The 26,273-nt window shown below is 52.5% G+C and carries 27 protein-coding genes; 9 read left to right on the forward strand and 18 right to left on the reverse strand.

Going from position 1 to position 26,273, the window contains the following annotated elements:
* Positions 1-19 precede the first annotated feature (19 nt).
* The 6 genes from tauD to mmuP form a co-directional block, all read right to left on the reverse strand.
* Positions 20-871 (reverse strand): taurine dioxygenase, encoded by an 852-nt coding sequence (gene tauD / locus BH712_RS09450; RefSeq protein ID WP_006809946.1) that lies wholly within the window; start codon positions 869-871, stop codon positions 20-22.
* Entirely contained in the window at positions 868-1,695 is an 828-nt protein-coding gene (tauC, locus tag BH712_RS09455; protein WP_006809947.1) for a taurine ABC transporter permease TauC, read from the reverse strand. Before tauC ends, tauD begins: the two co-directional genes overlap by 4 nt.
* Positions 1,692-2,459, reverse strand: coding sequence for a taurine ABC transporter ATP-binding subunit (tauB, locus tag BH712_RS09460; RefSeq protein ID WP_006809948.1), 768 nt, complete (start codon positions 2,457-2,459; stop codon positions 1,692-1,694). The genes tauC and tauB overlap by 4 nt, the downstream gene beginning before the upstream one ends.
* 10 nt (positions 2,460-2,469) lie before the next feature.
* Positions 2,470-3,432, reverse strand: coding sequence for a taurine ABC transporter substrate-binding protein (tauA, locus tag BH712_RS09465; protein WP_006809949.1), 963 nt, complete (start codon positions 3,430-3,432; stop codon positions 2,470-2,472).
* A 220-nt stretch (positions 3,433-3,652) separates the two neighbouring features.
* A complete protein-coding gene (mmuM, locus tag BH712_RS09470; RefSeq protein WP_039273203.1) occupies positions 3,653-4,585 on the reverse strand; it encodes a homocysteine S-methyltransferase in 933 nt (310 codons plus the stop codon).
* Positions 4,572-5,972: an S-methylmethionine permease gene (mmuP, locus tag BH712_RS09475; RefSeq protein WP_006809951.1), complete on the reverse strand. Its 1,401-nt coding sequence runs from the start codon at positions 5,970-5,972 to the stop codon at positions 4,572-4,574. Before mmuP ends, mmuM begins: the two co-directional genes overlap by 14 nt.
* A gap of 157 nt (positions 5,973-6,129) precedes the next feature.
* Here mmuP and BH712_RS09480 point away from each other — a divergent pair, with 157 nt between their 5' ends.
* Entirely contained in the window at positions 6,130-7,239 is a 1,110-nt protein-coding gene (locus tag BH712_RS09480) for an AI-2E family transporter (RefSeq protein WP_006809952.1), read from the forward strand.
* Positions 7,240-7,353: 114 nt separating this feature from the next.
* The gene (locus BH712_RS09485; protein ID WP_006809953.1) at positions 7,354-9,138 is read left to right on the forward strand and encodes a diguanylate cyclase; all 1,785 of its coding nucleotides are present in this window, start codon (positions 7,354-7,356) and stop codon (positions 9,136-9,138) included.
* Between the two features lie 22 nt (positions 9,139-9,160).
* On the opposite strand, the gene BH712_RS09490 is transcribed toward BH712_RS09485, so the two are convergent.
* Both BH712_RS09490 and BH712_RS09495 read right to left on the reverse strand, forming a co-directional pair.
* The gene (locus tag BH712_RS09490) at positions 9,161-9,670 is read right to left on the reverse strand and encodes a hypothetical protein (protein WP_006809954.1); all 510 of its coding nucleotides are present in this window, start codon (positions 9,668-9,670) and stop codon (positions 9,161-9,163) included.
* Positions 9,671-9,685: 15 nt separating this feature from the next.
* Entirely contained in the window at positions 9,686-10,585 is a 900-nt protein-coding gene (locus BH712_RS09495) for a LysR family transcriptional regulator (protein ID WP_006809955.1), read from the reverse strand.
* A gap of 98 nt (positions 10,586-10,683) precedes the next feature.
* On the opposite strand from BH712_RS09495, the gene BH712_RS09500 reads away from it, so the two are divergent.
* From BH712_RS09500 to BH712_RS09530, 6 genes are all read left to right on the forward strand, one after another.
* On the forward strand, positions 10,684-11,478 hold the full coding sequence (locus tag BH712_RS09500; RefSeq protein ID WP_006809956.1) for an SDR family NAD(P)-dependent oxidoreductase: 795 nt from the start codon (positions 10,684-10,686) through the stop codon (positions 11,476-11,478).
* 24 nt (positions 11,479-11,502) lie between these two features.
* Entirely contained in the window at positions 11,503-12,705 is a 1,203-nt protein-coding gene (locus BH712_RS09505) for an L-dopachrome tautomerase-related protein (RefSeq protein ID WP_006809957.1), read from the forward strand.
* Positions 12,706-12,904: 199 nt separating this feature from the next.
* Positions 12,905-13,399, forward strand: coding sequence for a putative pterin-binding protein (locus tag BH712_RS09510; protein WP_006809958.1), 495 nt, complete (start codon positions 12,905-12,907; stop codon positions 13,397-13,399).
* Between the two features lie 17 nt (positions 13,400-13,416).
* Positions 13,417-15,354, forward strand: a complete 1,938-nt coding sequence (locus tag BH712_RS09515) for a putative bifunctional diguanylate cyclase/phosphodiesterase (RefSeq protein WP_006809959.1) — start codon at positions 13,417-13,419, stop codon at positions 15,352-15,354.
* Positions 15,355-15,613: 259 nt separating this feature from the next.
* Positions 15,614-15,871, forward strand: coding sequence for a YjhX family toxin (locus BH712_RS09525; RefSeq protein ID WP_006809960.1), 258 nt, complete (start codon positions 15,614-15,616; stop codon positions 15,869-15,871).
* 10 nt (positions 15,872-15,881) lie between these two features.
* Complete coding sequence (locus tag BH712_RS09530; protein ID WP_032673635.1) at positions 15,882-16,628, forward strand: SAM-dependent methyltransferase; 747 nt, start codon at positions 15,882-15,884, stop codon at positions 16,626-16,628.
* Positions 16,629-17,069: 441 nt separating this feature from the next.
* On the opposite strand, the gene BH712_RS09535 is transcribed toward BH712_RS09530, so the two are convergent.
* From BH712_RS09535 to BH712_RS25290, 9 genes are all read right to left on the reverse strand, one after another.
* A complete protein-coding gene (locus tag BH712_RS09535) occupies positions 17,070-18,905 on the reverse strand; it encodes a retron Ec67 family RNA-directed DNA polymerase/endonuclease (protein ID WP_006809962.1) in 1,836 nt (611 codons plus the stop codon).
* Positions 18,906-19,639: 734 nt separating this feature from the next.
* A complete protein-coding gene (locus BH712_RS09540; protein WP_006809963.1) occupies positions 19,640-20,131 on the reverse strand; it encodes a hypothetical protein in 492 nt (163 codons plus the stop codon).
* A gap of 34 nt (positions 20,132-20,165) precedes the next feature.
* On the reverse strand, positions 20,166-20,951 hold the full coding sequence (locus BH712_RS09545; RefSeq protein ID WP_006809964.1) for a hypothetical protein: 786 nt from the start codon (positions 20,949-20,951) through the stop codon (positions 20,166-20,168).
* Positions 20,948-21,121: a hypothetical protein gene (locus BH712_RS24900; RefSeq protein WP_014830800.1), complete on the reverse strand. Its 174-nt coding sequence runs from the start codon at positions 21,119-21,121 to the stop codon at positions 20,948-20,950. Before BH712_RS24900 ends, BH712_RS09545 begins: the two co-directional genes overlap by 4 nt.
* Positions 21,122-21,532: 411 nt before the next feature.
* Positions 21,533-23,296 carry a DNA primase family protein gene (locus tag BH712_RS09560; RefSeq protein ID WP_006809967.1) on the reverse strand — a complete coding sequence of 588 codons (1,764 nt, stop codon included), beginning with the start codon at positions 23,294-23,296 and terminating at the stop codon, positions 21,533-21,535.
* A complete protein-coding gene (locus BH712_RS09565) occupies positions 23,293-23,607 on the reverse strand; it encodes a DUF4222 domain-containing protein (protein WP_006809968.1) in 315 nt (104 codons plus the stop codon). The genes BH712_RS09560 and BH712_RS09565 overlap by 4 nt, the downstream gene beginning before the upstream one ends.
* 10 nt (positions 23,608-23,617) lie before the next feature.
* Positions 23,618-23,821 (reverse strand): hypothetical protein, encoded by a 204-nt coding sequence (locus tag BH712_RS09570; protein WP_006809969.1) that lies wholly within the window; start codon positions 23,819-23,821, stop codon positions 23,618-23,620.
* A gap of 115 nt (positions 23,822-23,936) precedes the next feature.
* The gene (locus BH712_RS09575; protein WP_006809970.1) at positions 23,937-24,812 is read right to left on the reverse strand and encodes a tyrosine-type recombinase/integrase; all 876 of its coding nucleotides are present in this window, start codon (positions 24,810-24,812) and stop codon (positions 23,937-23,939) included.
* Entirely contained in the window at positions 24,805-25,095 is a 291-nt protein-coding gene (locus tag BH712_RS25290; RefSeq protein ID WP_309233083.1) for a host cell division inhibitor Icd-like protein, read from the reverse strand. The genes BH712_RS09575 and BH712_RS25290 overlap by 8 nt, the downstream gene beginning before the upstream one ends.
* 27 nt (positions 25,096-25,122) lie before the next feature.
* On the opposite strand from BH712_RS25290, the gene BH712_RS25135 reads away from it, so the two are divergent.
* Complete coding sequence (locus BH712_RS25135; RefSeq protein WP_095455415.1) at positions 25,123-25,302, forward strand: hypothetical protein; 180 nt, start codon at positions 25,123-25,125, stop codon at positions 25,300-25,302.
* A 349-nt stretch (positions 25,303-25,651) separates the two neighbouring features.
* Here the strand turns inward: BH712_RS25135 and BH712_RS09585 are convergent, their stop codons facing one another.
* Positions 25,652-26,260: a BRO-N domain-containing protein gene (locus tag BH712_RS09585; RefSeq protein ID WP_006809971.1), complete on the reverse strand. Its 609-nt coding sequence runs from the start codon at positions 26,258-26,260 to the stop codon at positions 25,652-25,654.
* Between the last annotated feature and the right edge of the window lie 13 nt (positions 26,261-26,273).

Here is a 26,273-nt window from a genome sequence, read left to right on the forward strand (position 1 = left end):
GAGGGTTAGGGTGAGGGGCTCAAAGCGCACGATAATACGGCTTATCCCCCAAAATCGTCGCCCGCTGCATAATCCTTCGCTGCGGCAGGTAATCCGCATTCGCATAGTGCTGCGTCACGCGGTTATCCCAGATCGCCAGATCGTTCTCCTGCCAGCGCCAGCGCACCTGAAATTCCGGTTTAGTGATATGCGCAAACAGGAAGCCGAGCAGCGCCTCACTCTCTTTTTCCGCGACGTCCACAATGCGCGTGGTGAACCCTTCGTTCACAAACAGCGCCTGTTTCCCCGTGACCGGATGGGTACGCACTACAGGATGCAGCAGCGGGGGATGTTTTGCGACCGCATCCAGCCAGCGCTGGTGTTCCTCTTCGCTTTTGCGGTACTTGTATTCCTGGAACGATTTTTTGAAGTCATGCTCCGCTCGCAGGCCACTCAGCAGCGCCCGGAACGGTGCGGACAGCGCCTCAAAGGCCGCAATGCCGCTGGCCCACAGCGTATCGCCCCCGGTTTCCGGCAGCAATTTTGCCGCCAGAATCGCGCCCGCGGGCGGCGTCTCGATAAAGGTCACGTCCGTATGCCAGTTGTCATTATCGGGCGGGTTATCGTTATGGGTGTCCAGAACAATGATTTCCTCCACCCCTTCCGCATGCGGGTAAACCGGGTGGATATGCAGGTCGCCAAAACGCAGGGCCAGCGCGCGCTGCTGCTGTGGGGTAATGGCCTGCTCGCGCAGGAACACCACCTGATGGCGCAGCACCGCATGGTACAGCTGCTCAAACTGGTTATCGCTCAGCGGACGGGTTACGTCCAGGCCTGACACCTGTGCGCCAATGTACGGCCCCAGCGGGGTAATGGTCAGACGTTCACTCATTGTATTTCTCCATGCCAGGGCGTCAGGCGACGCTGTAGCGCGCGCAGTCCCAGTTCTAATCCAAAGGCGATCGCGGCGATCACCGCGATCCCTGCCAGTACCACGTCAGTCGCCAGGAACTCTCCCGCCGACTGCACCATGAAGCCCAGGCCGCGCGTGGCGGCAATCAGCTCTGCCGCCACCAGCGTGGACCAGCCCACCCCAAGGCCAATGCGCAGCCCGGTTAAAATCTCAGGCAGCGCGCCGGGTAAAATGACGAACAGCAACACCTGCGTGCGGCTTGCTCCCAGCGACTGCGCCGCGCGAATGCGTACCTGTTGCGCACTCTTTACCCCAGCCAGGGCCGACATCGCGACCGGTGCGAAAATCGCCAGATATATCAGTAAGATTTTTGACGTCTCGCCGATGCCAAACCAGATCACCATCAGCGGCAGGTAAGCCAGAGGCGGTACCGGGCGGTAAAGTTCGATCAGCGGGTCGAGTATGCCGCGCACCGTCGGACTCAGTCCCATCGCGATCCCCACCGGAACGCCAATAATGACCGCCGCCAGCAGCGCCACCAGAATACGTGTCAGACTGGCGCCTAAATGCTGCCAGAGCGTGGCATCCATAAAGCCCTGCGGCCCGGCGATGGTAATCAGTTTTTCCAGGACCTGGCCTGGCGGGGGCAGAAACAGCGGGCTGACCCACTGCTGCGCGGCAACAGCCCACCATACCGCCAGCAACACCACCAGCGTGCCGACGCTCAACGTGAGCTGGCGCGAGAACGGCCAGCGTAAGGCGAGACGCGTCCGCCGCGTTTTTTCACTGAAAACAATGCTCATGAGAAGGCCTCCCGTTGCTCAAACACCCGGCTTAAGACGTACTCACGCTGTTCAATAAACAGCGGGTCGGACTTGATGCTGCGCACCGGCTCCCCCGCCACGTAGCGCCGGGCAAACTCAAGCGGTAAACGTTCCAGCACGCGTCCCGGCCCGGGTGATAACAGCACCAGTTCGGTCGCCATAAACACAGCCTCTTCGATGTCGTGAGTAATCAGCAGCACCTGCTTGCCGGTTTCGTGCCACAGGCGCAGCAGCAGGGTTTGCATCTGCTCGCGGGTGAAGGCATCCAGCGCCCCGAACGGCTCGTCCAGCAGCAACAGCTGTGGGTTTGCCGCCAGCGCACGGGCGATCCCGACGCGCTGACGCTGCCCGCCCGAAAGCTGCCAGATGAAGCGTTTTTCAGCCCCCTCCAGCCCGACCTTTTTCAGCATGTCGCGCGCCGTATTCAGACGCTGTTCACGCGCTACGCCAGCCAGTTGCAGACCAAACGCAACGTTTTCCTGCACGTTTCGCCACGGAAGCAGCCCTTCGTTCTGAAAGACCACGCCTCGCTCTGCGCCCGGCCCCGTTACTCGTTTCCCTTCCAGGTGGATCGTGCCGTGCTGATACGGTACAAACCCGGCGATCAGGTTCAGCAGCGTGGTTTTCCCGCAGCCGGACGGTCCCAGCACCACCAGCAGTTCACCGCTGTCCAGCGTCAGGTTGATCGCTTCCAGGGCCGGTTTGCCGCCGTAATCGGCAGACAGGTTTGTAATGTTCAGCATCGCTGCCCCCTTATTTCACAAAGCGATCGGTCACGAACTGGCTGTAATCCGCCGCCACCGCAGGTACTTTGCCCTGCTCTTTGAGGAACGTTGCAGTGTCGACAATCGCTTTGCTCACCGGCCCGTTCAGCTGCTGGACCTGCTGCGCAGGCGTCAGATAGGTGTTGCCTTTCACCAGCCCCGGCACGTCCGCTTCCGGCACGCCGCTCAGACGTGAGAGTTTCTCCAGGTTGGCGGGCTGTTTCAGCCATTCATCCGGGTTGCTGATGTAGGGTTGCTGGGCGTCAATGGCGCTTCTGGCGAAGGCTTTCACTACTTCAGGGTGTTTTTCAGCAAAGTCCTTACGTACGACCCAGACATCAAGGGTTGGCGCGCCCCACTGCCCCACTTTTTCGGAGTCGGTCAGCACGGTGCCCTCCTTTTCCAGCTCGTTAACGGCGGGCGCCCAGACGTATGCCCCGTCGATGTCGCCACGCTGCCAGGCGGCAATAATCGCCGGAGGTTGCAGGTTAATGATTTGCACCTGGCCCGGCTTAATGCCCCAGTGTTTCAGCGCGGCCAGCAGGCTGTAATGCGTAGTAGAGATAAACGGCACCGCGATGCGTTTGCCGATCAAATCTTCGGGTCTGGTGATGGTTTTCTTCACCACCAGCGCTTCGGAATTTCCGAGCTGCGAGGCGAGCAGGAAGACTTCGATCGGCACCTGCTGGCTGGCGGCTACGGCCAGCGGGCTGGAGCCAAGGTTGCCAATCTGCACGTCGCCCGAGGCAAGCGCCCGCACAATCGCCGCGCCGCTGTCGAACTTGCGCCAGTCGACTTTCGCCCCGCTCTCTTTGGCGAAGGTGTTATCCGCCTGCGCGACTTTCGCCGGTTCCGCAGAAGTCTGATACGCCACGGTGACGTCCACCGCCTGCGCCTGAAATGCCCACAGCGCCAGTGCGCCGAGAAGTGTAATTCGCGATGAAATTGCCATAGTGCCTGCTCCCCTTGTTGTTATGGAGGCAGTATTTCCGGCGCGGGAAGTTTGATAAAGGAATAAAAAAGAATCGCTAATGACGATTCGTTTTTAGAAAAAAAGCGGGAAAGGATAGTTGGTTTTGTGCGGTTGTTTCGCCGGGTGGCGCTGCGCTTACCCGGCCTACGGTTCGTGCAGTTTGTAGTCCGGGTAAGCGCAGCGCCACCCGGCAAAGACCTCAGCGCTGCGCGTTAAGCTCAGCAATATCTTTCGGCGTGGTGCGACAGCATCCGCCGATTAACTTCGCTCCCGCTTCCAGCCACTGCGGTAAATACCCTGCCAGCGTCTCGCAGGCTTCACCGTGGTGATGCCAGGTTTTGCTCACTGCATCATAATGCTCGCCCGAGTTCGGGTAGACCACCAGCGGCAGCGACGTCAGGCTGTGCAGATGGGTCAGCGCCGCGGTGGTGTTTTCCAGCGCGATACAGTTGATCCCCAGCGCGACAACCTGCGGATAGTTTTCCAGCACAGAAACGACATCCCGCAGCGGCGTTCCGTCGCTCAGGTGCTCGCTGTCACGCAGGGTAAATGAGAACCATGCCCGGGCGCGGGGATACGCCGTGAGCAACGCGGCCAGCGCCTTTATTTCCGGGAACGACGGCAGCGTTTCACAGGCCAGCAGATCCGCGCCTGCATCCAACAGCGCCTCTACACGCGGGCGATGGAATTCTGTGAATTCTTCAGCGCGACGCACGTAGTCACCGCGATATTCAGATCCATCGGCAAGATACGCGCCGTAAGGCCCTACCGACCCCGCCACCAGCAGCGTGCCCGCCTGTGCGTTCTCCGCCAGGTATGCTTCGCGTGCTTTGCGTGCCAGCTCTACGCTTTTACCAATCAACGCCCGGGATTGCGCCTCGTCCAGCCCGCGTGCGGCAAAACCCGCAGGCGTGGCCTGATAGCTGGCGGTGATCGCCACCTGTGCCCCCGCGCGGTAGTAGTCGAGGTGCACGTCACGGATCAGCTCAGGGTTTTCCATCAGCACTTTGGCCGACCAGAGGCTGTCGGCAAGGTTACAACCGCGCGCTTCCAGCTCCGTTGCCATCGCCCCATCCAGCACAATGAACGGCTGGTTTTCAAGGAGGGCGGTAAGCGGATTATTCTGCGACATGTTCAGGCTCCTGCGTGGTCAGATTTCGGGTGAGGTAGTACGCACCATAGCACAGGGCGACAAACGGAAGCCCGCAATAAAGGGCGATACGCTGGCTGGGATCAAACCACAGGCCAACGCAGGCCACCAGGCAAAGGATGAAGCCGAGCACGGGCACCAGCGGATACCATGGCGCGCGATACTGCAACGCCGAAAGCGGCTGCCCGGCTTGCACGTGACGGCGACGAAACATGAAGTGCGACGCGCAGATGCTGATCCACACCGCCACCACCGCAAAACCGGAAATGGCGGACAGGGCCACAAACACCGTATCCGGCGCGACCACGCTGGAGAACAGCGCCAGCACGCCGCCCAGCATGGAAACGGAGAGCGCCGTCAGCGGCACGCCGTTTTTGTTGACGCGGGCAAAGCAGCGCGGCAGCGTTTTCTCGTTCGACAGGGACCAGAGCATACGGCCAGAGGCGTACAGGCCCGAGTTCGCCGCCGAGAGGATCGCCGTCAGGATCACGAAGTTGAAGATATCAGCCGCATATGGAATGCCGACCTTTTCAAACACCAGGACGAACGGGCTTTTCTCCACGCCAGCCTGCTGCATCGGGATCAGCGCCGCCAGCACAAACACGGTGCCAATAAAGAAGATGATCAGCCGCGCGATGGTAGTGCGGATAGCGACAGGAATAACCTTGTGCGGGTTTTCCGTTTCCCCTGCCGCGATGCCGATAAGCTCCGTACCCGAGAAAGCAAAGTTGACCGCCACCATGGTCATCAGGATCGGCAGACCGCCGTGCGGGAACCAGCCTTCAGCGGTGATATTGCTCAAGCCCGGCGCGGGTGAACCGTCCTGCATCGGGATAAAACCGAAGATCGCCGCGCCGCCAAGAATAATGAAGGCGATGATGGTGATGACTTTCACCAGCGAGAACCAGAATTCCCCTTCGGCGAAGAAGCGCGTGGAAATCACGTTAAGGCCAAAAATCACCACGCAAAAGACAACGCACCACGTCCAGACGGGAACCTGCGGAAACCAGTACTGCATACAGAAACCGGCGGCGGTAAAGCTCGAACCCAGCGCCACTGTCCACGTAAGCCAGTAGAGCCACGCCACGGTATACCCTGTCGCCGGGCCGAGATAGCGAGCGGCGTAGACGTGGAACGCGCCGGTCTCGGGCATCGCCACGGAAAGTTCGCCCAGACATTGCATAACCAGCCAGACCACCAGCGCACCGATAAGATACGCCAGCAGCGTGCCCGCCGCGCCAGTTGTCGAAATGATGTATCCGGTATTGAAAAATAACCCTGTGCCGATAACGCCACCCAGCGAGAGCATAATCAGGTGGCGGGTTTTCATGGTGCGCTTAAGCTGCCCGTTTTGTTGTTCTGTTTGCATATTACCTTCTAAACGTATGGACATCTAAACATCCAAAGAAGGGTGTTATACCGCGATTGTCAACAAAAAGCCACCCGGCGCGACTTCGGCGCAATTATTGGTAAATCCTTAAATCAGTTCTATAGTCGACACAGTTTCTTCTTCACCAGGACTCACTATGCGATTTAACGGACTGACCAAAGGTTTCTTTATTCTCATCCTTGCCCTTGTTACCTGGGCTTTCTTTGACGTGCTGTCGCCCTATTTCTCGGCGATTCTTTGGGCTGCGATCCTGACCATCATTTTCAACCCGGTGAAAAACAAACTGCGTACCGCACTGGGCGATCGCAACGGGCTGGCTTCACTCCTTACCCTCGGCATTATCTGCCTGATCGTGTTTATTCCGTTGATGGTGATCCTTTCTTCGCTCGCGGTGGAACTGAACATGGTTTACACCAAGCTGCAACAGAACAATACGCAGTTCCCGGAAGTGATCGCAGGTATCTTCAACCGTCTGCCGGACTGGGCCAGCGGCTTCCTGGCGGATCACAACCTGACCAATGCCGCGCAGATCCAGAAAAAACTCTCTGATGTCGCGTTACAGGGCGGGCAGTATCTGGCAGGAAGCGCGTTCCTGATCGGTAAAGGGACGTTCGGCTTTGCTATTAGCTTCGGCATTATGTTGTATCTGCTGTTTTTCCTGCTCAAAGACGGGCCTTATCTGGTGCGCCAGATCCTCGACTCGCTGCCGCTGTCTGACTTCGTCAAACAGCACCTGTTTGCTAAATTTGTCGGCGTGTCACGTGCCACCGTAAAAGGCACGGCGGTCGTGGCGGTGGTTCAGGGTACGCTTGGCGGTATTGCCTTTGCCATCGTCGGTATTGACGGTAGCGTACTGTGGGGAGCGCTGATGGCGTTCCTCTCCCTGGTGCCTGCCGTCGGCTCGGCTATCGTCTGGGTTCCCGCCGCCATCTTCCTGTTTGCCACCCACCAGCTGTGGCAGGGTCTGTTCATTGTGGGCTTCTTTGTCATTATCGTCGGGCTGGTGGACAACCTCTTACGTCCGCTGCTGGTGGGCAAAGACACTAAAATGCCGGACTACCTGATATTGATCACCACGCTTGGCGGTATGGAGCTGTACGGCATTAACGGCTTTGTGATTGGGCCGCTGATTGCCGCCCTGTTTATCGCCTGCTGGAACCTCTTCTCCGGCCGCGACCACGCTGGCAACGCCGAGGAGCTGGACGCAGAGTTTATCGAAGAGGGAAAAAATCCTCCGGATCTCTAACGAAACGCGTTCTGTCAGGCGGCCCTGTGCCGCCTTTTTTTTCGCGATAAATCAGGGGTTTTCTATAATCTGAAAAGAACGCTCTTCCACATTTGTCGTAGAAGGATCCAACTGGTGCGAATCGCCACGATCACAAACTGGGCTTATGGTGTCACAGTGTGCCTGACCATTGCCTCCGGCATCGTCATGCTGATGGCTTCCCATGCCGACAACGTCGAACGTCAGGCTGTTAAACAACGACAAATTTTTGACCAGCTTACGGAAGAGATTGAAGCAGAAACCTGGATGCTCTCCGATTTAGCGCGCCTTTACGCCATCAAAAAAGAGCCCGATGTGCTGAAAACGTACCAGGCGAAAGAAGGTGAACTGAAGAATATTGAACACAAGGTGGGACAGTTAAAAGATACGGGTGCAACGGGCGAAGAGCTGGCGCTGCTGTATGAAGGACTGAAGATTGTCGATGGACTACAGGATGAACAGCAGGCAGCTATTGGCAGCGTTGCCCGGGGCGAGGAACAGCAGGCCATTGCGTTACTCTTTGGCAAAAGTTACGAACTTGAAACGGAACGCGCCCAGAGCAAAATTGACCATTTTCGTCTGTTGCTGGATAAGCGCATTATTGCCGATGTCCAGGCGGCGACCAAAACGTCAAAAACGCTGCGCACCCTCTCAGAGGTGATGGTCGGCCTGACCGCCCTGCTCTTCTTATTTGTGATGGGCTTTATTCTCAAGCATCGCGTGCTGCGCCCGGTGGTGCGTCTCAGTGATGTGGTTCACCGGCTGGCCTCACAGGATTACGCTGTCGAAACGCCCAGTTTCAGCCAGGTCGATGAGATAGGCGATATGGCGCAGGCCATTCGCATTTTCCGCGAGAACGGGCTGGCCAGGCAGCGGCTTGAAAAAGAACGCGACGCGGACTGGGCCATCCGCGAGCTGCTTGCGCGAATGACCCAGCGCTTGCAGGGCTGCGAGAACGTCAGCGACGTGATGAATGTGGCAGAGTTATTTGCCCCTAATATCGCGCCGGGCGTTTCCGGGCATCTCTATATTCTGGAGCGCGATCCCTGGCAGATGCGCTGTGCAGCCGAATGGCTGTCGCCCGAAGGGGAGAAAAAGCCGTTCCATCCTGACGAATGCTGGGCCGTCCGGCGTGGCCAAAGCCATCCGCCCGTCAACGGCGAGCCGGATATCGGCTGTTATCATCTGCCGGAATCACAGGCGCAACAATCATTGTGCGTTCCCTTAATTGCTCAGGGCGAAGCGATTGGATTGCTCTCATTCCAGAACATCACGCCTGAAACGGCGCCTTCCCGCGCCTATCTGGAACTGATGGCCGAGGCGCTGGGTCTGGCACTGGCTAACCAGCGACTACGGGATGCTCTTCTGGAAAAAGCCCTGTTCGATCCCTTAACGGGGCTGCGTAATCGCCACCATCTGGAAGATACGTTCCGCACTCAAATGAAGCAGGCCATGCGTAACGATGAGCCGGTAAGCTGCCTGATGATCGATATCGATCACTTCAAGAGTATTAATGACCGCTTTGGTCATGAGGCCGGAGATCTGGTGATCAAAAGCGTGGCAACCATTATTCAACGAGCGGTACACGATACCGGGCTGGCCTTCCGCTATGGGGGCGAAGAGTTTCTGGTACTGCTTACCGGTGCAGATGAGGAGGCAGCGCTCGCCGCAGCAACGGAGATCTACAACGGCGTGCATGCGCTTTCGCTGCGCTACGGGCTTTCGGAAATTGGCCCGGTGGATGTTTCGACTGGGATCGCCAGCTATCCACAGCACGCCCAGAGCGATAATTTGCTGCGCGCAGCGGACGTCGCGTTATACCGGGCAAAAGAGCTGGGGCGAGCGAGGATCGTCAGTTTTGGCAGGCTGGAGGCGGGCTAACGGTGATATTCACACTCCAGGTTCAGGGCAGCGCGACCGCCCAAAGCACCACCATACCCAGTGAATTACTCCGCTTTTCTACGTACAGGGTGCCATCGATAAAATAATTTCCCTGCGGATAACAGATGCGGATCTCTCTTTTGAGTTCCGGCTCATAGACTCCCGCCCCCGAGCAGCTTTTTCGGCTGCCGGATTCATACCGGTAAGGTTGGCTCCAGGCAGAGTATTCTCCGCCCAGTAGCCAGGCCGCGGTAAAGATAACGAAAATGGCAACCGGCAGGCTGAAGATGATGAGACCGAGGTAAAGTTTGACAACGTCGACAATGGCTTTGTCTTTAAACGCCCTCTTCGCAATTAAAATCACCATCGCCACCAGCGGCAGCAGCAATGTGCCAACCGCAAGATACTGTTCCCCCCGAACCGTAAGGAATGTCACGCGATAAATCTCGATTGACCAGACAACAAAACCAAATATCAACGCCAACCCGCCAACGATGAGTGGGATCAGAAAGGCATAACTGTCTTTTTTCATATGAACACGTCCTTGTTAAGCGTCTGCGGTCAGGAGGCTAATCATCGCGCGGGTGGCTGCCGACTGACGTCGGTGCGGCGCGAAGATCACCGAGAAAGGCCGCGAGCGACCGCGTAAATGGGGCAGCACCTCGACGAGCTGGCCGCGTTCTATCCTGTCACGGACGATAAATTCATAGCTCTGGCAGATCCCCATCCCCTGCTCCGCCAGTGATACCACGCCCAGCACGTCATCCGATATTTCGAAAGTTGAACGGGGCAGCCAGTCAACGTCGCGTCCATCATCCCGGAACACCCAGGGCGCGATACGACCCGTGCGCGGCATGATAAAAGGCAGGCAGCTGTGCTGTTGCAGCTCGTCCAGCGTCTGCGGGACGCCCATTCGATGAAGGTAAGCGGGTGACGCAACCAGCAGCAGCGCCGCCTCTTCCAGCTTGCGCGCCACTAAGCCACTGTCAGGCATCTGACCCAGACGAATCGCGAGATCGAATCCCTCCGCGATCAAATCGACATTGCGATTGGTGATATTCAGTTCCACCTGAACGCGCGGGTGCTGTTGAGAAAAGCGAGCCAGCAGGGGCGGCAGACGATAGTGCCCATAGGTGGTCGGAACACTGATCTTCACGCGGCCGGTCAGATCGCCTCCCTGACCACGTCCATCGCGCTCGGCATCATCAAGCAGGGAAAAAGCCGATCGCGCCTGCTCCAGATAAATACGTCCGGCTTCCGTAAGCCCCACGCGGCGGGTGGTGCGCTGTAATAACTGGCGCCCCAGACGCGCTTCAAGACGGGAAACCGCACGACTCAGGACCGAGGGGGTGGTTGAGAGCACGACCGCTGCGGCAGTAAATGAGCCATGTTCAACAACGGTAATGAAGACTTCGACATCGCCAAGATAATCAAATTTTCGGCTCATTTTGCTCTTTCACGAACAAATGTTTTTCAATTTCGCTAATTTATCCCCCGCTGAGTGATGAGTAAAGTGGCCTCACACATCATCAGAAGGTAAAAATTATGGATCTTCAACTCAGCGGTAAGACAGCGCTGGTTACAGGCGCAACGGCAGGAATTGGTCTGGCCATCGCTCGCACGCTGGCGCGAGAAGGCGTTGCAGTGACGATCACCGGCCGTGAAAAGGCAAAGCTGCAAAACGCCGTTGCCGAAATCAGCAATGCCGCACCTGGCGTGCCGGTAAGCGCCGTTATCGCAGACCTGGGAAGCGCAGAGGGTGCCGAAGCACTGTTCGCGGCTTGTCCGGATACCGACATTCTTATCAATAATCTGGGCTTTTACGAAGCTAAACCTTTCGCCGACATCACGGACGAAGAATGGCTGCGCATGATCGATATTAACGTCATGTCCGGGGTTCGCCTGTCCCGGCATTACTTCCCGCGCATGCTGGAGCGGAACTGGGGGCGGGTGATTTTTATGTCCAGTGAAGTTGGCGCGTTCACGCCGCCAGACATGGTGCATTACGGCGTCAGTAAATCTGCCCAGCTCGCCGTTTCGCGCGGTATGGCAGAACTGACCAAAGGCACTGCCGTAACGGTTAACAGCGTGCTTCCTTCGGCGACTCGCTCTGACGGCATCATTGACTACCTTCGCCAGACCGCGCCCGAACCGGGTATGACCGATCGGGCGATCGAAGCACACTTCTTCGAGACCTACCGGCCCAGCTCGTTGATTGCCCGCATGATCGAAGCAGACGAGATAGCCGCAATGGTTGCGCTGCTTGCAAGCCCGCTTGGCGCCGCATCTAACGGGGCTGCGGTGCGCGTTGAAGGCGGCACGTTCCGCTCCATTCTGTAACTGTGAGTTCACCGGAGTATAGACATGTCTAACCGTAGTTTGTCCGCCATCGCAATGGTGGTGCTGTTGTCCTTCACGAGCGCAGCCAGTGCGGATAATGGCGCGATGCCTGAACGCTGGCGTAGCTATGCTGGCGTAAGCTGGGATCACCCCGATCGCACGGCAATCCCGGCAACGTTTTCCGGATCGGTGAATGCCCCCATCGCCGGGATCCACTTTGATGCAAAAGGAACAGCCTACGTCAGTACACCCCGGCTGATATCAGCCAGCGCACCTGCCACGTTGAGCGTCCTTGATACGACGGTTGCGTCAGGTCCGGCACGCCTGACCGCATTCCCCTCCCGCGAGGGAAATGCGGTGGACGGACCTTTCGGGCAAAGCCTGCGCAACGTCCTCGGTTTTTATATCGATCGCCGTAACGGCTGGCTATGGGCGCTGGATATGGGCTTCGTCGCGGGAGAAGCGGAATCTCCCGCAGGCTCGCAAAAACTGGTGGTGCTGGATCTGAACTCTGGACGCACGATCAAACGCATCTCTCTGGATAGCGTGGCTGACCGTAAAGCCAGTTTCCTCAATGATGTGGCTGTTGATGAGCGTCGCCGCATCGCCTATATCTCCGACAGCGGATCGCGCAGCGCGCCTGACAACCGTGCGGGTCTTATCATCGTTGATTTCACCTCCGGCCAGACCCGGCGCGTACTGGATCGTCACCCTGCCGTGCGGGTTGAGCCGGGCGTGAAAGTCGTCGCACACGGGCACGAGGTGTGGCCGGGTAAACCGTTGCTGATTGGCATCAACGGCATTGCACTCTCACCGGATGCAGGTACGCTGTACTGGACAGTGACGACGGGTACCCATGCCTATGCGTTGCCGACGGCAATCCTGCGACAGCCGGGTTCGACCGATGCGCAAATTGCGTCCCGAATTGAAGATCTCGGTGATGTGGGCGGCAACACTGACGGGATCGTGACCGATGCGAAGGGCAATCTCTATATAACTGACGTCACCCGGAACGGTATCGTCAGGTACGATCCCGTAAGCAAAGCGATGTCACCGATCGCGTCAAACGAAGGCATATACTGGCCCGATACGCCGACCATCCATCCTGATGGCGATCTGGTTTTTACCTCCAGCCGTCTGAGCGATCATTTCACGGGAGCGGTGAAGGCTGGCGATGAGCGCTATGATTTGTGGCGTTTACCAGCAAAGGCATTGACGCCGGAGTAAGTGGATCCGGTCCGGTTACGAACAGCCCGATGCCCTCTCCCGCCCGGCCAAATAATCGCTAAAAACCACTGCGCCACCCGATGGGTGGCGTTTTTACATCCTGACAATGATGCATAAATGTAGGGAGAGAGAAAATATATAAATTAGTAGGATAACTAAATTATAATTCTTATACTTATGTTAAAAAGTGGAGGCTGAAATGCGATTAATCCTAATGCTGTGCTGCTTTTTAGTACAAAGCGCCGCCCTTGCGGGTGAGTTGCCCAAACCTGCTGGTAAACCCATTTTAACAATTTCCGGTAATATAGAAAATACGAACGAAAATGGAAAAGCCGTTTTTGATATTGCCAGCCTTGAAAAACTGGGGATGGTGAGTTTCCAGACAACTTCGCCCTGGTATAATGGCCGCACAAAGTTTGAGGGTATCCCCATGCGCAAACTCATGGAGTATGTTGGTGCAAAGGGATCTGTCCTGAATGTGGTTGCACTCAATGATTATACTACCGTCATTCCACTTAGTGACTTCCAAAAATACAACGCCATACTGGCTTTAAAGGTCAATGGCGAATATATGCGCATCCGCGATAAAGGTCCGTCATTCATTGTCTACCCTTATGACAGTCTTCCTGAACTGAATAATCAGATTTATTACTCGCGATCGGCATGGCAGGTCAGCAAAATGAAGATTGAATAGCAGTCCAGGAGAACATAATGAACAGGATACTGGTTGGTATCATTTTTTCTCTTTTTATCACAACTGGATATATAGCCTTTCTTGTCTATGACCGTCAGCAGGAATTACAAAAGCTGACTCACTACACTGAGTCCTGGTCTGTAGCCCAACTGGTATCTGAATATTACCGATTTGAATCATGGATTGGTCTGTACGCAACCGATACTGATGACGTCACGGTAGACCAGGTTCGCATGCGCCTGGAAATCATGCTTAGCCAGAATGATTTATTGAAAGAGGGCGGCCTGGGTCGTTATATAGACAGCGAAAAAGCGCATCAGGCGCTCGCCGTACGCCTTGAAAACATCCTGACCTATCTTGATGGTCATCTTGAGCAAATGAGCCGCTCAGAGTTAAAGCTATATTTAAAAAGCATGCATTTACTGGATGCGCCGCTAAGCCAGCTTTCATCCACGGCTTTGACAAAAGATGTTAACACCATCAATGAAACCAACCAGAAAATACAGGTCCTGTATTATATCTATTCAGCGCTTTCGCTATTACTGGTTATTTTAAGTTTCATCCTGGGATTTTTGATTATCTATCAAAATAAAAATATTCTTAAAGCGCATACACAGGTGAAAACGCTGGCTGAAGAACTTCAGCTATCAAAGGAAACCCTGCAAATCCAGAATTCAAAACTGGAATACGATGTTTATCATGACTCCCTTACCGGCATGAAAAACCGTCTTTTCTTCTGGGATGATCTCAACAAACTTAATCAACAGGCTGAAAAAAATCATGTCTCTGTGACGGTAATGTTATTCGATTTAGACCGGTTCAAAGAGGTGAATGATACTTACGGTCATGATGCCGGCGATTTACTGTTACGTGAGGTATCCACCCGCCTTAACGCTTTGAGCCGCTTTTCAGAAACATTTTATCGTTTGGGCGGTGACGAGTTTGCGTTTCTCTCCAACGGCTTAACCGAAACCGCAGCCGTTTCACGTGCGCGAGAAATCAGTGATAGCATCAGCAAACCCTATACAATTAATAATCAACTCATAAAAATAGCCACCTGCGTGGGTATTGTTTTATCGGATAACGAACGACGTTCAGATTACCTGTACAAATTCGCCGACCTGGCGCTCTATGAAGCCAAGAAAGAAGGTTCTCAGCAAATTAAAGTTTTCCGTCAGCGAATGCTACAGAAGTTGCAGGAAAGCAGAACCCTTGAAAATGATATGGCCAGGGCGATAGAGAATAATGAATTTGTTGTTTATTACCAGCCTATTGTGAATTCCGTCAGCAAGGAAATCTACGGCTATGAAGCGCTTATTCGCTGGATGCACCCCGTTAAGGGAATGCTCTCCCCGGATAGCTTTATTTTCGCTGCTGAAAAAACCGGCATGATCAACGAGATAGGTAAAACCGTACTGAAACTGGCGTGTAGGGAAGCGGTCTCCTGGGCTGTTCCGGCCAGGATCTCCGTAAACGTCTCGCCTGTTCAATTGGGCAGCAAATCATTTATTAGTACGGTGCAGTCCATTCTGGCTGAGACCGGGCTACCGGCTAACCGTCTTGAGTTAGAGGTCACAGAGTCATCCCTCTTTAGTGACAGAAATAACCCCATTACTATTCTCAAAAAACTACGTTCACTGGGCGTAAGAATTTCCATCGATGATTTTGGTACGGGTTATTCATCCCTCTCCAGACTCAGTGAACTGAACTTTGATAAAATCAAAATTGATAAATCTTTTGTCAGTCCGATATCTACACAAGAAGATGCGCTTAATATTGTAAAGCTGATTACCGGTATGGCTAAAAGCCTTAATATGGGCGTCATTGCCGAGGGCGTCGAGACCGAAGAGCAGCTTGAGCGGCTTCAGGCTCTGGGCTGCGAGCTTGTGCAGGGATATCTTTTCAGCAAACCACAGCCTCAGGTCGACAGCAAAATTAAGAGCGGCCAGCGATGACCTTCTCTCCTCAGCCCGATACCAACCGGGATCACATTTTTTACCCCTGGGTATTCACTGACAATAAACAGGTGTTATCATTCACCCCGTAAATACCTATCAACTCTATCCGAGGCTTTGATGCTGGAGAATGTAATCATCCGATAATCAGCTTCCCGACCTTTCCAGGCCGGACTGATTATCAATGCGCCGAAATCGTATGCGGACACCGCTGTGTGTTTGCACGTTTTGCACATGATGATTAAACAGGTTTTCCAGTATGAATTTATCCCGTCAGGAACAACGTACCTTACACGTTCTCGCCAAAGGTGGCCGTATTGTACACGTCCGCGATACCTCTGGCCGCGTCACTGCCGTTGAATGCTATACCCGCGAAGGGCTATTGCTGGCTGACTGCACGCTCGCCGTTTTCAAAAAGCTCAAAACCAAAAAGCTGATCAAATCCGTTAACGGTCAGCCCTACCGCATTAATACCACCGGGCTGAACAATGTTCGCGCCCAGCCTGATAATCGTTGAGGAGAGGATGATGGATATCCCACGTATTTTTACCATTAGCGAAAGCGAACACCGCATTCATAACCCCTTTACGCCAGAGAAGTACGCGACGCTGGGCCGCGTGTTACGCATGAAGCCAGGCGCACGCATTCTCGATCTCGGCAGCGGTTCGGGAGAGATGCTCTGCACCTGGGCGCGTGATTACGGTATTACCGGTACCGGCATCGACATGAGTCAGTTGTTCACCGCGCATGCCACGCTGCGCGCAGAGGAACTCGGCGTCAGTGAACGCGTTCATTTCATTCATAACGACGCAGCTGGCTACGTCGCGGATGAAGAATATGACGTGGCGGCCTGCGTTGGCGCCACATGGATTGCGGGTGGCGTAGCCGGGACGACAGAACTGCTGGCAAAAAGCCTCAAGCCCGGGGGAGTGATGCTCATCGGCGAACCGTACTGGCGTCAGGTCCCCGCATCGGAAGAGATAGCTCAGGCCTGCGGCGTCTCGTCGATTGCAGACTTTCTCACTCTGCCCGGTCTGGTTGCATCTTTCGATCAACAGGGCTATGACCTGGTGGAAATGGTGCTTGCAGACCAGGAAGGCTGGGACAGGTACGAAGCCGCAAAATGGATGACGATGCGTCGCTGGCTGGAGGAAAACCCAGACGATGACTTTGCGAAGGAGGTTCGGGCGGAGCTGACGATAGCGCCTGAACGTCATGTGACGTACACGCGGGAATACTTTGGCTGGGGGGTGTTTGCGTTAATGGCGCGATAATGTGGCGCTGGCGGTATAGTCTTTAAGGTTATGCCGCCGTTCAACTTCTTACAGGTACAAAACGATGGGACGAAAATATGCAACCATCAGCAACATTTGCTGCCATGATCTGCGGAATGCAAGGTAACTAATTGATTTAGAATGGTGCGATAATAGGAACCATACTAACCATTCAAGAAATTGATATTTATAATTTTTTTCTTTATTGACTTATGAGATACCCCCATAGATACCCCCAAACTAATTTCTCTAACCCAAGTTAATACCTAAAAGGAATCCAACTAGTTCTTGTATTCACAAAGAAGCACATTGTAATAAATTACAGTTGAATGTTCATTTGCCACTAACATTCTGATAATAGTTGCAAGCAAAGCTATAACGTTATTTAAGAGTTAACAATTTTGTATCACATCCCTCATACAAGATTCCAAATGCTTGTAATTACTTAATTAAGTTATAGTGATCTATCACTTTTTCTAACCGTTCCAGTAAACTAGTAAATCTCGAAAAATCAATATCATTTTTATGTGCATTGACTATGTGCGTTGCAAATGCCTCCTTGCTCAAATCATTGCTTGGATCACGATCAGCAACTGTATTAAAACATTTACCTTTATGTTGCTTAAGTCGATCAACATTGCTAAAGAAATACTCTATGTCAGTTTCAGGACACCCTTCAACTTGAGGTGTGAGCACTAGATATAAATTGCAAAAAATATGAACAAAATCGGATTGACGAATATCTGCAACACCCGCTGGAAAAATCTGAATACCCTCAACTCCATTCACGTAATTGATCAGATTCTTAGGCCCAGAGTCATTATCTACGAATATAATAACCGGATTAGACGGTTTAGGGGCTTTGTAATCATGAAAGTAATGTCTGTAATGTATAACAAAGTCCTTAAGGTAATCAGTGCCACCAAAAAGCTCTAACAAATATTTGGTACGTTCATTGTATTCGACGAACTGCGTTAATAACTTATACGGTGCTAGGGCGGTTTTTTCAATTGCTAATTTAGGGAATAACGCTGCTAATTTGTGAATGGCTGCTTTCAAATACACATTATCAGTTTTACCTTCTGTGAGAATAGTCGGTTTTTTATTACCATAGAACATACGATAAAACAGAAATTTACTAAATGTTTTTTCTCTCGAAGTATGTAAGTAACGTCTGCTTTTGGCATGACCATTTTTGAGAGCATCTTTTTTCAAATGATACTTCGGATTCAGCTTCTCGCTTTGTCGAAGCCGATTATAATGATCAACTTGGTCGATGAAATTTAACTTCCCTTCCAACCTATTTATATTGCCAACTACTTCAACACCATCGACAATCTCTTTAAACTGACCAGTTCTGAAGAGATGATTGCATTGAGCACGCACAAGACGCCAATACTCTTTCTTAGTGTTAGGTTTTTTATTTACGACTAACCCCGTCACTTCCTGCCGTGAATCTTTATATTGATTTCTAGTTTTAGTTTCATTAATTGAAAATCCTGAGCGCTTAATCTCACTTTTAATTACCTTACCGGCTACAAATGTATGATTATCGGATTTTGCTATTGACGAGGGTAAACTATCCTTCCTTGTGGAAAAGGTTATATCGTCTGCATACCTTGAATACGTACATGAATATTTTGATGCAACAGCAGCCAATTTAATGTCTAAAGCATGTGTTATCAAATTAGAAATAACTGGGGAACAAGGGCTACCCTGTGGTAGTTCATTATTATAACATGCAATCTTTGCAATCACTGTAGCTATTTCTGGCTCGAGTAAGAAATTCTTGTTTTTTATGAAAAAACCTCTTACTCTTCCGAAATTAAAACTACCGAAAAAGTTTTCTAAATCTATATTGAAAACGTGTTTCTTACCTAAATGCATCATTGCATTAGTTATTATAGAACGTTTCCTTTCAAAGCCATGCGACAATGAAGGCTGTTTAATTTCCGAACCAGAGCATTTTAATTTTAAAATTATGGAGTTTTTTGCTTTTTGCCTTGCTATCTCTGAGTTTGGAAATTTATCAAAAATAATTTCATCTAAGCAATCTAGCAATAATTCAGAAAGAGATGCCTGTATATTTTTTAACATACCAGAGGGGGCACTAATAATTCTATTGCCACCATTTTTCTTTGGTATCTCGAATTGAACGTATTGAGTCTCGGGCTTAGTTTTATATAAGCAATAGGTTAATGCTGAAGGCTTAACGCCTAAAAGCTTAGCCAAATCCGGCTTTGTTTTTGCAGCTTTTAATAAATCCAATTTTTTCATGATATGTCACCATTGAAAATGGTTTATGGGCACTCTTACGCAAACTTGACAAGAATTCAAGAAACGCCAGGACAATGAGTTCCTGAAAGGCAATCCTATCGGACATTTTTTTCACTGATCGCGAAACGCGACCCAAAATCTGCCCATAAACCGTCTTTAACTTACCAAAATTTGAACAAGTTGCAATTTCTAATTTTATTCCAAACCCTATCAAAAATAGTAGCGTGATTAATATCGCATTATCTTAAATTAATTTTGCATTTTACGTTGAATAACCGATGTCAGTTCGAAGCAACTGTAACTTAGAGCGCGTTCTGCCAAAAATCCCCACTGGCGCTGACGGTGGGTGAAAACTTTTGACAACTCAATCTGAACGCCAGCGTCCGGGCAAACCAGAACAGCGATCTGAAAGATGCTCGAGGATGGTTGCAAAGGGGGAGTGCTTAACACCTCCCCTTCACGAGTTCGTGTACCTGAAGTTTTCTGAAGCGGTAGCGGTTGACACTTTCCCCCTAGTTTTCCCTAGTAAGGCATAACAAACCATAACAGGCTGACACCTGCCCTGCTTCGCATCAGGATTAACAAAAGCTAACAGCCAAGGCTCAACAAATCTCAACGCCAGCCCTTTACACTTCTGCTGTAGCTGCTGTTCGTAGGCGTCAGGATCCGTTAGGTTGGGTTGACACTTTTCCCAGTTTCTCGCGAAAAAGTGTCAAGTTTGAGGGGCTGGGGGGTTACAGTTTTTCGCCGTCCAGCAGGCAGAGTGACATTAAACCAGTTTTGTTCCAGTCATCCAGCGTATCGGGGTGCATTGTGGCAACGTAAGCCAGCTCAGAACGAAGAAACCGTAAAGCGCCTGCTGCACGGTCTTTGCCATAGAAGCTGTGGGTTTCTTCATCCAGCCGGAAGAGAATCAGTAGTTGCTCTTCGGGCTCGTGCTGAACATCAAAACCCAGCTCAGCGGCTGCGGCCTCTATCCTCTGGCCAGCATCAATATCAGCCGGCAGCTTTTTCCCGCTGTCATGCTTCCATACCCATGCGGCGGCCTGCGCCCACGTCATTTCAGTCTGGTGTTCGCCAGCACCAGCAGAATTTTGTTTAGCCTGCGATGCATCAACATCCACTTTATCGCCTGAAATTACAATTTCACCGCGGGCTATCCAGCCGTAAACAGTTTGCCGGCTGACGCCCATATGCCTGGCGTAGGCTGATTTACTTAACAGCATCCTGTGTTTCCCTCCGGGCAGAAAAAAACCGCCCTCAGGCGGCCTGCTTCTCTTCTGAATGTGTCTGCCGCTGGCTGCCTTTGAGCATCGCGCTGACATGTTCGCTTAACTGATCAAGGCCGGTCATGCGGGGGAGAACTTCTGATGGATCGTCGTTCTTCCCGTAAACGAGATTGTTATACCAGGTTCGGACAGCTGTAATTTGTGCGACGTCTTTCCTTACCGCGTCGACCAGCTCGGCAACCGCGCTAATCACCTGCCCGTTCTCTGATGCGATACGGGAGAAGCCGAGACGTTTTAGCTGTTCCGTATCGAGTCCCGAACACACTGCGTGCGCCCTTAGTAAGGCGTCCGCCAGATCCGGATGCTTTCCACTGTGCATCGACAGCAGCATTTTTTCCTGACTGCGGCGATCCAGCCTGGCGAATGTCTGGCGCATTTCGCTGTCACGCATGAATCCCTGAACATCATCAGATGCCAGTGGATTAACCGGAGCGAGCTTATTCTTCAGGTAATCGAGAATGTTTGCGGCCTGCTCGCTTACAGCTGCCACCCCGCGGGTAAAGTCTTTGAGCGTGTCCGGGTTCCGGGCTTCACCTGCCCTGCGGTTTTTTGCCTGTTCGTTCAGATCCGGATCGTTGCGGATAACGTCCAGCAAATCCGCCTCAGCTTCGGCCTGCTGCGCCGTTGTCCTCAGGCTGGTGAGTTCCCCCGCCATACCACGGAATAAAGCGGCCATCTGAGTATTTGGCGCAACAACCTTACCGGCATAACCCGCCAGCTCGATGCTGTGTTTCCCTATTTTGATTGAGTAGCTCACTGGCCAGCCTCCATTTTTGACAGCCCTGCATCAAATACCTTGCGTGCAACTGCATGGATTGACGGCGCGATCCCCATGCCCGACTTCTGGCGCTCCCTCTCCTGAATGGTTTTCAGAGCCTGAATCTGTTCCCCGTTCAGCAGAACGGGCTTAACGTTAACCTTGCTCATGATGCCCCCTGTAATAGCGACCATTAAAGTTCCATTAATCGCAACAATCAAATAATTAATTGCGATTTATGAAACGATGTTAATGAAATTACAGGGGTGCACAACGCGAAAAGTGTGGATGCGTTTTAAAGAATTTGCCCTCAAGGTATACATGGTGTTCATAAAGGCAATATATTTCTTATAAAACAATACATTAACCCATGAATACCAGCCTACATTTTGGGATTTCAGGTGTACACGGTATACATCATTCTGTTCAATAAACCACCAGATGATTAATGAGAGAATGAACACCATGTACACCCTGTGTATACCTGAAAACAAGGTATACATGGTTTATTTCACTGATTTATATATAAATTATTCTCTCGATGTATACCATGTATACCTTTCTCCATATTTATCTGAACTTCATTCTTTATGACCGGCTACAGGATGCGTCTGAGGTAACCAGTCTTCCGCACTTTCCGAAAGTTCGACGTTAGTCACCATGCCACGGGCTCTACGTTCCTTACGGTACTCGTGATTAAACTCCCGCATCGCGCTTTCCATCCCCTCTGCGAATTTATTCAGCGTCAGCGGCTTGTCGAAACCGTTGGCCTCCAGGAATGCCAGATAAGCGTGATAGAGATAAATTCGCGGATAGTGAGGCGGATTGCGGTTTCCTACCATCATTCCCGCACAATCAGCCAGTCGCTCAAGGTGAGCGCAGAAGGCATACAGCGGATCCGTTTTCTGCTTCACCTCCAGTGCTTCTTCGCTGTTCCGTTGCTCCAGCAGCAGCGCCCGCGCTTTTTCCGGGTCCGCAAAGTTCGCCAGCAGCCGACGAACAACCACCGGAATTTCAGCGGATATCTTCTCTGCCAGGTCGGGATCCTTATCCTCTTCGCTGACGCGCCGGTTAAACTGGAAAATTACGCGGCGCCGGGAAACGCCGCCGGCACGTTCGGTGAAAATCATCGGCGTGTTGTTCGTGGCCACAACCACCGCCCGCAGAACGGCGGTGTACTGATGCTCGTGTTTCGGGTCGATCTCCACCGCATCCCCGCCGGTGATTGCCTTTATCCCGGTGCCCTCACCTGAATATTTGGGCTGATCAGGAAGCGTTATCATGCTCTTACCGACGAACTGCGCCCGTCCGCGTGCGCTGTCGAGCGCCGCCATGTTCCCGCTCGCAGTGTTATGCGCGCCGGCCAGCATCGTGGCGATATGGGTAAAGACACTTTTCCCGCTGCCACCCTCCCCGGTTATCTCGAGGAACAGCTGCCAGTCGTACCGGTTCGCCAGAACCATAAAGAGCGCCGCAGCGATACGCTGCATCTTAATTGCGTCTCTATCTGATGCGTAACTTAGCCATTTATGGAAGTTCGGCGCGTGGTCGCGGAGGTTTTCGCCCGGCACCGCCGGCATGTAGGTCACGCCGTTGTGGTTGGTCAGCCAGTTATCCTGGCTGTGTTCGGAGAAAACGCCGGTTTCCATATCGTAGACGCCGTTTGCAAAGGGGATCAGGCTGCGCCGCGGCTCTCCCATTACCGGGATAACGATTTTCAGGGCGTCGATAACGTTGTTGATCGCACGCTTGCTGAAGTTGGTTTTGTTCTCGTTGTAGATAGCCACCATTTCGCGGCTCAGCTCGAGCAGAGACGTTTTCTCCCAGATGCCGGCACGGTAGACGTACACGCCCTCGCTGTTTTCATTGATTGCAATGCCGGTGTAACGCGCGGCCAGTATGAGCGCCTTTTCGTTATCAGCCAGGTCGCGGAGGTTTACATCCGTCAGCGGTTTGCCGATCACCATGCTTTTGCCGGCTTCCGCATCGGCTTTGAGGCGCGGCAGTTGCGGCGTCCAGTCCTCCAGAAGCTGATAACCTTCAGAGTAGAATTGCGCGCGCTCCACGCCGGCCACCGCCAGCTTTGTAGCGAGAATGGTTATCTGCCGTTCGGTCAGATGCCCGCCACGACAAACCCGGGCATAGAGCCGGCCATCATCCACAATCCGGATATTCTCCAGCTCCGCCAGCTGCTTTTTATCCAGCACGACCGGCGGCACGGTGTCACCAATCGGGTTCATTTCCTGCCATGCTTTGGCGAACGTCCAGGCATCGGCTCCGGCAAAGATAATTGACTCCTCCATGAGATCCGCCGGCTGCTTTTTAAGGTTTGGTGCATTCTTCATTTTCTGTTTCCTCGCTCCCTGATGATTTCCCGCATGACCCGAATTCGTTCGATGCCCTGCACCCGCATAATCCGATCGATATCTTTTTCGCCGGCGACCGGCGCGGAAGAAACAAATTCAAACTCCCGTACCAGTCTTTCGGGCGTGCAAAAACACGGTGAGCTGTACCCTTCACGGCAATATGTCACTCTGTCGAATCGGTAACTTTCGATAATTACTATGTTGCCCCGACTGTCCTTCCATTTATCGCCCGGCCTGATTTCAGGGTGAGCGCGGCCACCAGCAGCTAAGCCGGAATTTTTAATCGTCATATTTTTTACCTCACGCCGCTGGCGGGATTACCTGATAACCAATTTTCCTCAGAAAGCGCGCGGCACTCTCCACCGTAAAAATGATCTCGTCGTCCAGAAGGGGGCGCATCGACTGCAACCCGTTCGACGTGTCCACCAGATAGCGACCACCGGCCGGAAAACTGAATACGTTTTTGCCGTCGGCCCGGCGAACCAGATCGTAAACAGGAGTCATAATTTCCCCTCCCCGTCCCTTAATAACTGGCTGGCAAAACAAAATCGCACACTATTTAATTGCGCAGGGATGTGATCGGCGAAAGCACCGAGACAGCAAATTGGGATAACCGTTGTCATACAGATACCTCCATGGCCAGACGGGATTGAATGGCGGAGGCCTTGCTGCCTAACTGGAGGTAAGTTCGGGTGATTGCCGGGTTACTGTGCCCGAGCATTTCAGAGGCGACCAGCAAACCCTGTTCGCCGCCGGCGGACATGAGATTAAAGGCGGCAATCTTGCGGCTGGAATAGGCACTCAGGCGCAGACGCGTGTTTACCACTCGGGTAAACCACACCATTACGTTGTGCAGTTTCTTCCAAATCGTCTGGCGGCTCACGCTACCTTCCAGAGACTGGCAACGGTTACTTTCAATCTGGCTGCGGGAAAATACCAGGTCGTCCCCGATAAGATTGCGCTCCATGCGTTCACGCAGCCGCTTGATAATGCCCGGCGGCAGCTGTTTGGTATCGTGCTTAACTTCAGCCTTTGCCACCAGCTCAAACACGATCGCCTGTTCTTCTTCCGTCATGCCGGCGGCCAGTTCGTCGCAGTTCACGCTATCCCAGTGCATGTAGGCAATGTGATCGCCAGCAAGCCGGGCAGCGTCCTTGCGCTGCTGGCGAACAATCTCGAGCCCCTTCCGGGTCGCCCTGGCTTCTGCTGCTTTGGTCTGCTTCGCTACGATGATTGTCGCAATGCCGGTTTCCCAGTTGATGCAGGAGTAACGGAAGTTGCACACGTCGCTGGTACGCCAGCCGGTAACGGTCGCAATATCCCACCAGAGTAAAACCCAGTCCGGCTGTGTCTGCTGGATGCGTTCACGCAGTTTGCGCTGCTCTTCCCGTTCGTATACGGGGGTCATGGTGCGGGTGCCTTTCGTGGTAGTGGCTTTTACCACGTTTCCGCGCAGCTCGCGTGCTTTAGCTGTAAGGGTCTGGAGCTTAAACATGCTGTACCTCCTTAAGACGAAAACGACACGCCAGAATACAGACACATCCTGCAGGCGTTTTTTCGCGTGCTTCGTGTTCGGTGGAAGCAGTAACGTTGACGATCTGATTTGTGAATTCACCCAGGGTGAGAAAACGCCATGTAAATTCAGGGCGTGTTTGGGTAGACTTAGTGCAAGCCATAATGTTAGTACCTCTAACGTTGTGGTCAGACGCCCTGAAAGTGTTCCCGCACTTCGGGGCGTTGTTTTTTTTAACTTCTGTGTGTAATGTGTCATCACACATAAACACATTACATCGGGTGTAATTAACGTGTCAACACACAAAAACGAGAGACGTGGTAATCCTCCATTCCAGTTTCGGCTGGATCCAGAACTGCGAGAAATGATGGAACGGGCACAACAGCAAGATGGTGATGAATCACTAGCTGCGTGGCTGAAGAGGATCGTTCGCAAAGAACTCCAACAGCGTGGAATTGCCCCTAAAGAGTAAATAATGAAAAAAATCCTTCTTGGTCTTCTCGTCTTATTAATAGCAGTATTCGCACTCAAATCATGCCTCAGCAGTGAGAGCGCTTGCGGAAGTAACGAAAAAGACGTACTGAAGCAAAGTTGCGAAAAATTACTAAACAAAAATTGATTATCGCAGGGGGCGACGGAGAGAGCCTCGCCCTTGCTACGGGTAATAATTAATTGGCTGCTTTCGTTGCGAGCGAAGCCCTGCCCCAGATGGGCATAAATGTTCTTCATGGCATTAACCTTTTCGAATTGTTTAGTGAGCTGTCGCGACAAACTTATTTTGAGTGCTCAACATCGCAAGAGCACGCAAGTTATTCACGAACTCAATTTTTTTCATCCGTTAAAGGGCGAACTTCAGTAAACGGCTCATGACCATCTTCGCCTAACAGCTCGGGCTGATACTTACGCCATAGCTGGCTCTCCTCCCGCACAAGAGCCTCTTTTACTGCCTTACACTGCTGCAACTTATACCCGCGTTTGCTGGCCTCCTGCTGATAAGCAGCCATGCGCCGGCTGAAGTCGTTCAGGAACACGAACGGCACTCCATAGAAGCCAGTTTTACGAATTGAGGGAATGACCTCACGGAATACCCAATTACTGAACTGGTGCGCAAAGGTGCCGGGAGTAGTCGCCTTACGACTACGTGAGATCAGTTTGTAGAATCCTGACTCGCAGACAGTTCGCATAGTCTGCTTTCCACCAGGGGTGGGTATTAAACACTCCCCCTTTTCATCATCATCCAGACGTCGCAAAGCAACCTTGTGATCAGTTATTTCCAGAGCTGCGCATACATCTGCCGCGACAAACCATGGCTCCCCCAGTATCTTAACAATTCGTACTTTTGCATCCTCAAATTTAATGACCGAAATATCATCACTGCTGTTTTCAGGGTGAGCAAAACCCTGCCCGGCACGGGCATTTTTGATAGTCATATTAGTTTTCCCC

Source organism: Enterobacter hormaechei ATCC 49162 (genome assembly GCF_001875655.1).
In the GTDB taxonomy this organism is placed as follows: Bacteria; Pseudomonadota; Gammaproteobacteria; order Enterobacterales; family Enterobacteriaceae; genus Enterobacter; species Enterobacter hormaechei.